The organism is Achromobacter sp. 77, from assembly GCF_020541125.1.
Classification (GTDB): domain Bacteria; phylum Pseudomonadota; class Gammaproteobacteria; order Burkholderiales; family Burkholderiaceae_B; genus Achromobacter; species Achromobacter mucicolens.
On the sequence record NZ_CP059848.1, the window covers coordinates 4,695,590 to 4,708,104 of the forward strand.

Here is a 12,515-nt window from a genome sequence, read left to right on the forward strand (position 1 = left end):
CCTTACGTCCTCGCTTGCGTCAAGACGGCGCCCAGCGCGCGCCGCGCCAGGGTCAGCTTGAAGGCGTTGTCTGGCGTGGGCGCGGCGCCCGCCAGCAGCGCATCGGTCACGCGCGCCGCGCCATCCGGCATCTGCGCTTCCGCCGCCGCATCGCGCCACGGTTCAGGCGCCACGCCGCCCAGCGCCACGCGCCCGGCGCCATCGTTCTGCACCACGGCGGCCACCGACACCAGCGCAAACGCATACGACGCGCGGTCGCGCACCTTGCGGTAGAAGTGCTTGCCGCCCAGGGGCTTGGGCAGCACCACCGCAGTGATCAGTTCGCCCGCGTCCAGATGGGTTTCGATGTGCGGCGTGTCGCCGGGAAGCCGGTAGAAGTCGGCAATGGGAATGACCCGCCGCGTTGCATCCGGGCGCACCGTCTCGACCTTCGCGTCCAGAACGCGCATCGCCACCGCCATGTCGCTGGGATGCGTGGCGATGCAGGCCTGGCTGCCTCCGATAACGGCCAGTTGCCGCGTCACGCCGCCGATTGCGGAACAGCCGCTGCCGGGCACGCGTTTGTTGCAGGGCTGATTGGTGTCGTAGAAATAGGGGCAGCGGGTGCGTTGCAGCAGATTGCCGGCGGTCGTGGCGCGATTGCGGATCTGTCCCGAGGCGCCTGCCAGCAGGGCGCGCGCCAGCACCTCGTAATCGCGGCGCACGGTCTCGTGGGCCGCCAGGTCCGCATTACGCACCATCGCGCCAATGCGCAGACCGCCGTCGCCGGCCGGTTCGATCCGGTCCAGGTCCAGGCCGTTGACGTCGATCAGATGCGAAGGCGTTTCCACCTCGATCTTCATCAGGTCCAGCAGATTGGTGCCGCCGGCGATGAACCGGGCGCGCGGCTCGCGCGCGGCGCTGGCGGCCGCTTCGGCGTCGGTCCGGGGACGCTCGTACGTGAAGGCTCTCATGCCTTGCCCTCCGCGACGTCTTCGATGGCATCCAGGATGTTGGCGTAGGCGCCGCAGCGGCAGATGTTGCCGCTCATGCGCTCGCGGATTTCCTCGGGTGACAGCAGCGGGCGTTCGTTCAGCGATCCGGTCACGTGGCTGGGCATGCCGCGCGCGGCCTCGTCCAGCATGCCTACGGCCGAGCAGATCTGCCCCGGCGTACAGTAGCCGCACTGGTAACCGTCATGTTTGACGAACGCAGCCTGCAGCGGATGCAGCGCGCCCGGCGTGCCCAGCCCCTCGATGGTGGTGATCTGCTGGCCATCGTGCATGACGGCCAGCGTCAGACAGGAATTGATCCGCTTGCCGTCCAGCAGCACCGTACAGGCGCCGCATTGCCCGTGATCGCAGCCCTTCTTGGTGCCGGTCATGTGCAGGTGCTCGCGCAGCGCGTCCAGCAGGCTCGTGCGCAGGTCCAACGCCAATTCGTGGGTGTTGCCGTTCACGGTCAGCGTGACGGTGGACTTCAGGCTTTGCGGCGGCGCGGTGTTCTGGGCAGCGGACATGGCAGGCGTTCCGAGTGCGGTGGCGGACGCGGCGCCCGCCTTAAGCAGGTTGCGCCGCGACATATTGATATCAGTGGGATTTTCCAAGGTTGGAACTCCTGTAAGCGTCCGGCGGGCCGAAGCCCGGACATCCAGGGCGGGTTCCCAGCAAGCGGTGTGCCTGGCCGCGAGCCGCGGGCGTAACGATGCGCACGACCGCGTGCATGGCCCCCTGGAATTCCCGATAAGATCGTCGTCAACAATCGATGATAGCGACGGCAATCGCCCGGCCGCCACGCCAACCTGACAAGAAAATGTTCGATCTCGAAACCAATCCGGACAACGCGGCGTCCCCGCGCTGCCTGGGCATCCTGCTTGCTGCCGGGCGCGGCCGGCGCTATGCCGGCGCCGCCGGGGGCCAGGACAAATTGCTTGCGCCCCTTGCGGACGGCGTGCCCGTGGTGGCCGCCGCCGCGGCGACGCTGCGCGCGGCCACCACGCGCGTCGTGGCGATCACTCGCGCGGATAACGACCGCGTCGCCGCGCTACTGGCGCAGGCCGGATGCGAGGTCGTGACGATAGATCCGCGCGCCGACGGCATGGGCGACAGCCTGGCTGCCGCCGCGCGTCACGTCATGCAGACCGCCGGCGCGGACATCCACGCCTGCCTCGTCGCCCTGGGCGACATGCCGTGGATCCGCCCGGACACCTGCCAGCGGGTCGCGCAGGCGGCGCTTCTGCATCCGATCGTGGCGCCGGCCTGGCGTGGCCAGCGCGGCCATCCGGTCGCCTTTCAGCGGTCCATCTGGCCGGCGCTGGCGGCGCTGTCTGGCGATGTGGGCGCGCGTGCCGTGCTGGCGCGTCATGGCGTGACCGAACTCGCGGTCGACGACGCGGGCGTGTGCGCGGATGTGGATACGCCGGACGACCTGGCGGCCGCGCGGCGGGACAGCCAATAAACCGGAAATCAGGCCGGCGTCGCGTTGCCGACGCGCTGGCCGATCACCGGCGCCCCGGCCGGCTCCGCATGACGCGGCAGGGCCACCCGGAAACTCGTCACGTCGTCGCGCGAGTCCACGCTGATGCACCCGCCATGAGAGGCCACGATCTGTTGCGCAATGAACAGGCCCAGGCCCAGGCCGTGATGACCGCCGGGGCGGCGCGCGCCGCTGCGGAACGGGTTGAACAGGTGCGGGAGCAGCTCGGGCGGAATGGTGCCGCCATTGGATACCGTCACGACAACCTCGCACGGGGCCTCGCCATTGACCTCGACGCGAACCGGCGCGGTCTTGCTGCCATGATGCAAAGCGTTGCCGACCAGGTTGGCGATGACCTGAGAGATGCGCGCGCCGTCCCATGACCCCGCCGCATCGCCGCGGCTAAGCGACTCCACGTGGCGCTCGGGAAAGCCCGTGCGCACCTCGTCCAGCGTGCGCTCGACCAGCGCATCCATGCGCAGGGCTTCCGGCAACAGCGCAAGCCCGCCCGCCTGGCGGATGCGCGTCACATCGAGCAGGTCTTCGATCAGGCACGACATGCGCTCGCTGCTTTGCAGCATGCGCCGCGCCAGGCTTGCGACGCGCTCGTCGTCGCCGCGGCGCTGCAGCACGGTGGCGCCCATGATGATGGCCTGCAGCGGCGTACGCAGGTCGTGGCTCAGCACCGCCATGAACATTTCGTTCACCCGCAGCGCCTCGGTGCGTTCTTCCAGCTGCTGCGCCAGCGCACGCTTGCGCTCGTGCAGTTCGAAGAACACGTTCGCCTTGCTGCGCAGCATGTACGGGTCCACCGGCTTGTACAGGAAGTCCACCGCGCCGCTCTCGTAGCCGCGAAACTGCCAGTTCTGCTCGCGCGAGCCGGCGGTGATGAAGATCAGCGGAATGTGGCGCGTGCGCTCGCTGCCCCGGATCAGTTCGGCCAGCTCGAAGCCGTTCATGTCGGGCATCTGCACGTCCAGCAACGCCAGCGCGACGTCGCCGTGGCGCAGCAGCAGTTCAAGCGCCTGCGGGCCGGATTGGGCCTTCAGCACTTCGACACGGTCGCTGGCCAGCAGCGCCTCGAGCGCAATCAGATTTTCCGGAATGTCGTCGACCAGCAGGCATTTGATGCGGTCGTCGTGGGAAGGGGCTGATGTCGGGATCATGGTGTCAATGCGGTAGGGTTTCAGGGCAGCCGCCTCGTGGGCAACTGCGCGAAAACAGCGGCAATCTCGTCGGGCGTCAGGGCCCGCGCCGCCGGAACCAGCGCCAGCGCGGCGTCCGGCATGGTGCGCACGGGGGCCGACTCGGGCGACTGCACCAGCGTGCGGCCGCCGGCAGCCTGGATGGCGGCCAGGCCTTCGGCGCCGTCCTCGTTGGCGCCCGACAGCAGCACGCCCAGCAGCCGATCGCCATAACAATCGGCCGCTGATTGGAAAAGCACGTCAATGGACGGGCGCGAAAAATTCACCGGCGGGTCGATCGACAGCGCCAGGCGCGGCCCCCGATCCACCAGCAGGTGGTAGCCGGGTGGCGCGAAATACACATTGCCGGGCTGTATCGGCTGCTGGTCCTGGGCTTCCAGCACGGTCAACGCGCAGCGGTAGCCAAAAATTTCCGGCAGCAGGCTGCGCCGGTCGCACGGCAGATGCAGCACCACGACCACACCGGCGCGCAGGCCGGCCGGAAGCGCCGGCAGCAAGACATTCAAGGCGTCGATCGCGCCCGAGGACCCGCCGATGACGATCGCATCCCAGGCGGCTGCGGCCTGCGCATCGGCACGAGGGTCCGGTGCGCGCGCGGTCACAGGTCAGCCTTCTTGCGGTAGATGCGGTCCACCAGCACGAAGTCGTCAAAACCGTCGGCCTGCGCCGAGAACCGGACCGATTCCCGGGACCCCAGTCCCAGGAATCCGCGATGCACCAGCGCATCGTGGAACAGTCCCAGCGCCCGGTTCTGCAGGTCGCGCTCGAAGTAGATGAGCACGTTGCGGCACGACACCAGATGCACTTCGGCGAACACGCTGTCCGTGGACAGGCTGTGGTCGGAGAACACCATGTGTTCGCGCAGCGACTTGTCGAACACCACCCGGCCATAGCGCGCCGTGTAGTAGTCGGACAGCGAGCTGCGTCCGCCGGACTGGGCGTGGTTGGCCGTGAAGGCCGCCGCCCGGTCCAGGTCGAAGACGCCCTGCTCGGCCGCGCGAAGCGCGTGCGGATTGATATCGGTGGCATAGATCAGCGACCGGTCCAGCAGGCCTTCCTCGTGCAGCAGGATGGCCAGCGAATAGACCTCTTCGCCGGTGCTGCACCCGGCCACCCACACCTTGATCGACGGATAGGTGCGAAGAATGGGCACGACCTCGCGGCGCAGCGCCAGGAAGTAGCTGGGGTCGCGGAACATGTCGCTGACCTGCACCGTCAGGTATTGCAGAAGGCCAGTGAAAACGGACGGATCGTGCAGCACGCGGTCCTGCAGTTGCGACAGCGTCTTGCAATCGAACTCGCCCAGCGCGGTGCGCAGGCGCCGTTTCAGCGAGGCCTGCGCATACTCGCGAAAGTCATAGTGATACCGGTGATAGATGGCATCGAGCAGCAGCCGCTGCTCGATGTCTTCGATGTGCGCCTTGTTCTGTGTCGGCATGGGCGTGATCGCTGTGTCCTGGTCGGGTCCGGCTTACTTGCGCATCCAGACGCGCACCAGCGACAAGAGGCGCTCGACATCCAGCGGCTTGGAGATGTAGTCGTTGGCGCCCGCGGCCAGGCATTTCTCCTGGTCGTCCTTCATGGCCTTGGCCGTCAGGGCGATGATGGGCAACCGCCGCCACTCGGGCCGCGCGCGGATCTCGCGCATGGCCGTGTAGCCGTCCATCTCCGGCATCATGATGTCCATCAGCACCAGGTCGACCGCGCGGTGGCCGTTCACGCCGGCGCGGCCCAGCGCATCCAGCGCCTCGCGTCCGTTGCGCGCGATCTCCACGTGCAGGCCGGTCGGTTCCAGGATGCTGGACAGCGCGAACACGTTGCGCACGTCGTCTTCCACCACCAGCACGGTGCGGCCTTCCAGCGTGGTATCGCGGCTGCGCGCCAGCTCCAGCATCTGGCGCTGCTGCGGCGGCAGCTCGGCTTCCACCTGGTGCAGGAACAGCGTCACTTCGTCCAGCAGGCGCTCGGGCGAGCGCGCGTCCTTGATGATGATCGACTTGGAGAAGCGGCGCAGCTGCTGTTCTTCGTCGCGCGACAGCGCGCGGCCGGTATACACGATCACCGGCGGGAACGACACGCTGTCCTGCTCGGCCATTTCGCGCAGAAGTTCGTAACCGCTCATGTCGGGCAGGTTCAGGTCCATCACCACGCAGTCGTAGGTGGTGTCGCGCAGCAGCGTCAGCGCATCGCCGGCGGTGGCGGCCAGCACGATCTCGACGTCGTCGCGCGCCAGCAGTTCGCGCACGCTGTCGCGTTGGCGGTCATCGTCCTCGACGACCAGCACGCGCCGCACGTTCTGCGTGAACTTGGCTTCCAGCCGGTGCAGCGCGTGCACCAGTTCCTCGCGCTTGACCGGCTTGAGCGCGTAGCCCACCGCGCCGCGGACCAGCGCTTCCTGCGCGTAGTCCGCCACCGACACGATGTGGACCGGGATGTGCCGGGTGGCCGGATTGCGCTTGAGCTGGTCCAGCACGCCCAGACCGGAAAAGTCGGGCAGGTTCACGTCCAGCACGATCGCGTCGGGCCGCCGCTGGGACGCCAGCGCCAGGCCATCCGTCGCGGTATGCGCGGTCAGGCAGCCAAAGCCCATCTCGTGCGCCAGATCGGACAGAATGCCGGCAAAGCGCTCGTCGTCCTCGATGACGAGGATGGTGCGGGCATACGCTGGCGCGGGTTCCGGTTCGGCGGACTCAGCCGGCGCTTGCGGGTCGGCCTGAGTGGTGGCGGGAACGGCGGGCGTGGCCGGGACCGGTCGCGCCGGGATCGCGGGCATCGCGGGCGCATCGGTCCGATCCTTGGCGGCCGGCGCGGGCGAAATGACCAGCAGGTTCATCGGCACCAGCAGCGTGAACACGCTGCCCTGCCCGGGGGTGCTGGTCAGCGACAGCGTGCCGCCCAGCAGCTTGGCCAGGTCGCGCGAAATCGACAGGCCCAATCCCGTGCCGCCGTGCTTGCGGTGCGTGCTGCCGTCGGCCTGGCGGAACGCCTCGAAAATCAGTTCGTGCTGTTCGGCGGGCACGCCGATGCCGGTATCGTGCACCGCAAAGGACACCATCCTGCCCGGCGCCCGCGCCACGCGCAGCGCCACGAATCCCTTGTCGGTGAACTTGATGGCGTTGGACAGCAGGTTTTTCAGCACCTGCCCCAGGCGCTGCGGATCCGTGCGCAGGGTGTCGGGCACGTCGCGCGCGATATCCAGCTCCAGCGTCAGCCCCTTCTCTTGGGCCAGCGGCTGCAAAGGCTCCAAGAGGCGCTGGAGGGCCGGGGCAACCGCCACCTCTTCGACCTCCACCGTCGCCTGGCCGGCTTCGATCTTGGCCAGATCCAGGATGTCGTTGATGAGCGCCAGCAGGTCGCGTCCCGCCGCGTGAATGGTCTGGGCGTACTTCACCTGGTCGGCAGACAGGTTGCCCGTCTTGTTGTCGGACAGCAGCTTGGCCAGGATCAGCGTCGAATTCAGCGGCGTGCGCAGCTCGTGGCTCATGTTGGCCAGGAACTCGCTCTTGTACTGGCTGGCCTGCGTCAACAGGCGCGCCTTGTCCGTCAGCGCGCTTTGCACACGCAGAAGCTGTTCGGTCTGGGATTCCAGATTGAGGTTGGTCTGCTCAAGCTCGGTCTGCTGCAATTCCATGCGCGCCTGCGATTCCTGCAGGATGCGGCTTTGCTGCTCCAGCTCTTCGTTGCTCACGCGCAGCTCTTCCTGCTGGGTCTGCAACTCTTCGGACTGGCGCTGCGTCTCGGCCAGCAGCGCTTCCAGGCGCGAACGGTCCATGCCCGCGCGGATCGCCGACGCCAGCATTTCCGACGCGCCTTCGAGCAGGCTGCGCTCGCTCTCGCTAACCGAATGATTGAAGCCCAGCTCGATCACGGCATACACGCGCTCGTACTGCATGGCCGGCGCCACCACCAGTTCGGTCGGCGTCGAGCGGCCCGTGGCCGACGACACTTCCAGATGGCCGGCAGGGACGTTGCGCACGTGCAGCAGCTTGCGCGAGGTGGCCGACTGGCCGGCCAGGCCCTGCGCCAGCGGGATCTTTTGCGGCAGCCGCTCGGGCGGCAGCGCATAGCCGCCAAAAAGCTCCAGATCGTCACCATTGACGACATACCCCGCGCCGACGCTGGCATGCAGGTACTCGGCCAGATAATCCAGCGCCCGCCTGCCGATTTCATCCAGGCGCAGGTCGCCCCGCAACCGCATGCTGAGGCCGGACAGGCCCGTCGTCACCCACGCCTGCCGCGCCTTGATGCGGTATTCGCGGATGGTCATGCCGGCCGAGGCCAGGATCAGGGCCAGAAGCACCATCGCGCCGCCCCACGAATAGTAGGTCGACGTCGTCGAGGCCTGGTTCCACGCATTGCGCTCGCGCTGGATCTGATCCATCTGCAGTGCGTAGAGCTCGCCGACCAGATCGCGCAGCCGGTCCATGGCGTCCTTGCCCGAATCGGTCCGCACCACCGCCATCGCGCCCTCGGCGTCGCCCGCCTTGCGCATTTCGATGGTGTTGTTCAGTTCGCTCAGCTTTTGCTGCGTGATGCCGGCGATGTCATTGGCGATCCGGCGCTGCGCGGTATTGTCATTCGCGGTGTCCTTCACGACCGACAGCCGCTGCTCGATCAGCGGCACGGAGCGCACGTAGGGTTCCAGATAAGACGGGTCGCCCGTCAGCAGATACCCCCGCTGCCCGATCTCGGCGTCTTTCAAGGCGGAATTGAACAGGCTGAGCTGGCGCAGCGACTCGGTGGCGCGATCCATGGCCTGGACGGCCCGCGCCCGGGTGTCCGCAGACCGGACGTTGACGAAGGCGATGACCAGCGTGGCCACCGCCGCCAGGACGAATCCGGCCATCAGCGTGCGAGGAAAGGCAAGGCGGCTGGCGGGCTGCGGCGTTTTCAGCATGAGGTCCATTTACCAATTCAGGGAAAGCGCGCGAATCGCGCAATGCGAGGGTCCGAAGGATTATGCGGATGGAAAAAGACCATAGAAATCCTTCGAACTGTGGAACTATACAGGCACCTGAGGCGTGATGGTTGCGTATGGATACAACTACGACACCCTATCCGCCCGGGCATGCCCTAGGATTTCGCCTGCACGCACTGCCCCCCCTACTGGCGGCTGCCGCCTAGCCCGGCATGCCCCGGCCCTGCCCGCGTGACCGCGCGGCCAGCCGATGGCGCAGACAACCGAATTCCCAGCCGTCCGCGGCACTGACAATCATGAAGAAAATCCTTTTGGTGGACGACCAACCCACGTTGGTCGCCCTGATGAGCGAGTTCCTGAGCAGCGAAGGCTATGACGTCACGACGCATACCGACGGACTCACCGCGCTGCAGCAGATGATTGCGCTGCGCCCCGACCTCGTCATCACCGATCTGTCCATGCCCGGCATGGATGGCGGCGCCCTCCTGACCGCCATGCGGGAAAACGCCTACCTGCACGATACGCCCGTGCTGGTCCTGAGCGGCCGCCCCGAACATGAAATGCTGGAAGCCTGCGGCGAACGCGCGGTCCTGATGCGCAAGCCGGCCAACCCGGATGAAGTGCTGAAGGCGGTGCGCCGCCTGACGCAGGCGGCGCAGCCGCCCTCGCCGGCGCGCGGAGGTTCGGGCCGGCTGACGGCCTCTTTCAGCCGCTTGGGCGCCGCCAGCCTGGAGCGGCTCGTTCAGGCGGCATGACGCCGCCTGACCGGCGTCCTCACCCCACGTGCCCGCCCGCCACGTACATCACCTGACCCGTGATATACGACGCCTCGGGCGCCGCCAGAAAGCAGATCGCCGCGGCAACCTCTTCGATGCTGCCCATGCGGTGCATGGGCGTGCCGGCCAGACAATCCGTATACATTTCCCGCTGCCAGATGCGGTCCTGCTCCGAAGGGGCTTCGGTGTTGCGCGGGATGGCGCGCACGCCGTTGTCCAGAGCGCCCGGCGCCACGCCGTTCACGCGCACCCCGGATTCGGCCAGTTCCAGCGCCATGCAGACGGTGGCGGCGTGCACGCCGCCCTTGGACGCGGAATACGGCACGCGGTAAATGCCACGGGTGGCGTTTGAGCCCACGTTCACAATGGCGCCCCGGCCCTGTTTGCGCATCACCGGGATCACCTCGCGGCACGACCACAGCGTGGGCCAGAGCGACCGGGTTACCTCTCGTTGCATCTCATCCGGCGTGTATTCCCAGAAGGGCTTCATCCAGATCGTGCCGCCCACGTTGTGCACCGACACGTCGATCCGGCCATGCAAGTCCATCGTGTACTGCACCATCCGCTGCGCGCCCGCATGGGTTTCCAGATCAGCGTCGATGAACGACGCCTGCCCGCCGGCGTCGCGGATCTCGCGGGCCACGGTCTCGCCCAGTTCGGCGGCGCGATCGACCAGGACGACCGTGGCGCCTTCGGCCGCCAGCCGTTTGGCGGTGGCGCGTCCCACGCCCTGGGCGGCGCCCGTGACCAGCGCGATCTGATTGTCAAATCGATTCATGCGGAGTCCCCCTCAATGCGCGCGCGACAACTCGCCCGGCGCGGGCTGTGACGACCGGTTGTCCACGGCCAGCACGGCCAGCAGCGCGCCCGCCAGCGGAATGGCCAGCACCATGAAAAAGCCCGACGGTCCGAACCAGCCCAGGAACGTGCCGCCGATGGCCGAGCCGATGATGGCGCCGGCGCGGCCGATGCCGATGGACCAGCCCGTCGCGGTGGCGCGCAGCGCAGTCGGATACGCGCCGATGACCAGATAGTTCAGCGCCAACTGCTGGCCGCCGATGCCCAGGCCGGCCGCGCCAATCAGGATGAACACCAGCGTCCAGTCCGTGCCCGCGTAGCCCAGCCCCAGCGCCACCGCAATGCCCAGCGCGAACATCGCGATCAGCAGCGACCGCGTCGACACGCGCGGCATCAGGTAGGACAGCGGAAAGGCGCACACGATGAACACGAGGTTCACGGTGAACGTGCCCATCGGCGCCTGGTCTGCCGGCAAGCCCGCCGCCTTGAGCACCGTGGGCAGCCACGACAGCAGCATGAACCACGCCACCCAGTTCAGCAGGTACACCGACCAGATCGCCAGCGTCTTGCGGGCGTAGCCATCGGCAAAGAGCGCCTTGACGCTGGCGCGGATCGTCGCGTCTTCCGGCACCGTGAAGCGCGTGCCGGCCGGCAGCGGCTGGCGCGAGATCTTTGCCAGGACGCGGGCGACATATCCCTGGCCCGCCGCGTCGCCGCGCATGGCCTTGAATTGCAGCGACTCGGGCAGCAGCACGACCAGCGCCCCAAGCAGCAGCAGCGGCGCCACGCCGCCCACGATGAAGATGCCCTCCCAACCGATCACCGGCAGCATGCGCGCGGCCAACAGGCCGCCCAGCATGGCGCCCGCGGGCAGGCCCAGCAGCACGCCCGTGATCACCGAACCACGATGGCGTGCCGGCGCGTATTCGGCCGCCAGCGCCAGCACGATCGGCGTGCAGCCGCCCATGCCCAACCCGGCAATGAATCGAAGCGCCAGGATGTGCCACGTTTGCGTGGCGCCCGCCGTCGCAAGCGTCGCCAGCCCGAACACCGCCACGCCAATCAGCGCCGCGGGACGGCGGCCGATCCGGTCGCCCACCAGGCCCAGCGTCATGGCGCCCACCGTCATGCCGACGATGCCCGCCGTGAGGATCGGCGCCAGTTCGCCGGGCTGCAGCTTGAATGCCGCCAGGATCGCCGGCCCGGTGAACGCCATTGCCTGCGTGTCAAAGCCATCGAACAGCGCGATCAGAAAGCACAAGGCAAGGACGCGCCATTGAAAGGCACCCAACCGTTCCTGATCGATCAGGCTCGGAATGGAGAGGGTTGAGGCCATGAGAGTCTCCCCGGGCTCCGCGCGGAGCCCGTTATCGGTATGAGGTATGGGGTGGTGGCGGCATCGCGTCACGGCGATGCCTGCCGGGATCAGGCCTGGGCGGACGCGCGCAGGCGATTGACGATCTGGTTGTCCTTGCCTTGCACAAGGCCCGTGAGCACGACGTCGAAGACGATTTCCTTGTACGCGTCTGCCTTCAGGCCCAGTTCGGCGCCGCCGGTCTTGTCGGTCACCGGCGGGATCAACGCTTCGCGGGTGGCGTAAGCGAAATCGTCCCAGATGAGGGGGTCGCCCTCGATATTGAATTGCGTCGTCAGCTTGCGGTGCTGATCCGCGCTGACAAAAAGGTGCACGTGCGCCGGGCGGTTGCCGTGGCGGCCCAGCGCGTCCAGCAGCTGCTGGGTGGCGCCCTGGGGCGGACAGCCATAGCCGACCGGCATCAGGGTGCGGAACTCATACTTGCCGTCCGGGCCGGTACGCACCGCGCCGCGCAGGTTGAAGTCGGTCTGCGCGCCCGTCGGATCGAAGTGCGAGTAAAAGCCGTTGGAATTGGCATGCCAGCACTCGACGACCGCATTGGCCAGCGGCTCGCCGCGGGTATCGCGCACGATGCCGCGGATCACCAGCGGACCGGCGTTGGCATCCGGATCGGCATCGATGCGCGACACGCCATCGCGCACCGGCGCGCCGGCCACGTAGAGCGGGCCCTCGATGGTGCGCGGCGTGCCGCCATCCAGGCCGGCCAGCTTGTCTTCGTGGTCCATGCGCACGTCCAGGTACTTCTCCAGGCCCAGTCCGGCGGCCAGCAGCGCGGCTTCGCCATCGCGGCCCAACTAATTCAAGTAATTGACGCCCGCCCACACTTCATCGGGCGTGATGTCCAGATCGTCGATGGCCTTGAAAAGGTCGCTCAACAGGCGGTTCAGAATCTGCTTGAAACGCGGGTTGCCTTCGGTGCCATCCAGATTGGTCGCGGCCTTCAGCAGGTCCTGCACTTCCTTCGTGTTGAATACGTCGAGGCTCATGTC

10 protein-coding genes and 1 pseudogene are annotated in these 12,515 nt (G+C 67.6%); 2 read left to right on the forward strand and 9 right to left on the reverse strand.

Annotation, left to right across the window (positions count from 1 at the left end):
• Positions 1 to 2: 2 nt before the first annotated feature.
• The gene (locus tag H4P35_RS21830) at positions 3 to 953 is read right to left on the reverse strand and encodes a xanthine dehydrogenase family protein subunit M (RefSeq protein WP_226846987.1); all 951 of its coding nucleotides are present in this window, start codon (positions 951 to 953) and stop codon (positions 3 to 5) included.
• Entirely contained in the window at positions 950 to 1,585 is a 636-nt protein-coding gene (gene paoA / locus H4P35_RS21835; protein WP_226846988.1) for an aldehyde dehydrogenase iron-sulfur subunit PaoA, read from the reverse strand. Before paoA ends, H4P35_RS21830 begins: the two co-directional genes overlap by 4 nt.
• 206 nt (positions 1,586 to 1,791) lie before the next feature.
• Between paoA and H4P35_RS21840 the strand changes: the two genes are divergently transcribed.
• Positions 1,792 to 2,436, forward strand: a complete 645-nt coding sequence (locus tag H4P35_RS21840; RefSeq protein ID WP_226846989.1) for an NTP transferase domain-containing protein — start codon at positions 1,792 to 1,794, stop codon at positions 2,434 to 2,436.
• A gap of 8 nt (positions 2,437 to 2,444) precedes the next feature.
• Here the strand turns inward: H4P35_RS21840 and H4P35_RS21845 are convergent, their stop codons facing one another.
• From H4P35_RS21845 to H4P35_RS21860, 4 genes are read right to left on the reverse strand one after another with little or no spacing between them, the layout of a single operon-like run.
• Positions 2,445 to 3,620, reverse strand: coding sequence for a response regulator (locus H4P35_RS21845; RefSeq protein ID WP_226846990.1), 1,176 nt, complete (start codon positions 3,618 to 3,620; stop codon positions 2,445 to 2,447).
• 20 nt (positions 3,621 to 3,640) lie between these two features.
• On the reverse strand, positions 3,641 to 4,261 hold the full coding sequence (locus tag H4P35_RS21850; protein WP_226846991.1) for a chemotaxis protein CheB: 621 nt from the start codon (positions 4,259 to 4,261) through the stop codon (positions 3,641 to 3,643).
• Positions 4,258 to 5,097 (reverse strand): protein-glutamate O-methyltransferase CheR, encoded by an 840-nt coding sequence (locus H4P35_RS21855; protein ID WP_152382469.1) that lies wholly within the window; start codon positions 5,095 to 5,097, stop codon positions 4,258 to 4,260. The genes H4P35_RS21850 and H4P35_RS21855 overlap by 4 nt, the downstream gene beginning before the upstream one ends.
• Positions 5,098 to 5,130: 33 nt before the next feature.
• Positions 5,131 to 8,556 (reverse strand): response regulator, encoded by a 3,426-nt coding sequence (locus H4P35_RS21860; protein WP_226849516.1) that lies wholly within the window; start codon positions 8,554 to 8,556, stop codon positions 5,131 to 5,133.
• A 317-nt stretch (positions 8,557 to 8,873) separates the two neighbouring features.
• On the opposite strand from H4P35_RS21860, the gene H4P35_RS21865 reads away from it, so the two are divergent.
• The gene (locus tag H4P35_RS21865; protein ID WP_226846992.1) at positions 8,874 to 9,332 is read left to right on the forward strand and encodes a response regulator; all 459 of its coding nucleotides are present in this window, start codon (positions 8,874 to 8,876) and stop codon (positions 9,330 to 9,332) included.
• A gap of 19 nt (positions 9,333 to 9,351) precedes the next feature.
• On the opposite strand, the gene H4P35_RS21870 is transcribed toward H4P35_RS21865, so the two are convergent.
• From H4P35_RS21870 to catA, 3 genes and pseudogenes are all read right to left on the reverse strand, one after another.
• Positions 9,352 to 10,131 carry a 1,6-dihydroxycyclohexa-2,4-diene-1-carboxylate dehydrogenase gene (locus tag H4P35_RS21870; RefSeq protein ID WP_226846993.1) on the reverse strand — a complete coding sequence of 260 codons (780 nt, stop codon included), beginning with the start codon at positions 10,129 to 10,131 and terminating at the stop codon, positions 9,352 to 9,354.
• 12 nt (positions 10,132 to 10,143) lie between these two features.
• Positions 10,144 to 11,487, reverse strand: a complete 1,344-nt coding sequence (locus H4P35_RS21875; RefSeq protein WP_226846994.1) for an MFS transporter — start codon at positions 11,485 to 11,487, stop codon at positions 10,144 to 10,146.
• An 89-nt stretch (positions 11,488 to 11,576) separates the two neighbouring features.
• Positions 11,577 to 12,512: pseudogene (catA, locus tag H4P35_RS21880) on the reverse strand (catechol 1,2-dioxygenase).
• Positions 12,513 to 12,515 lie beyond the last annotated feature (3 nt).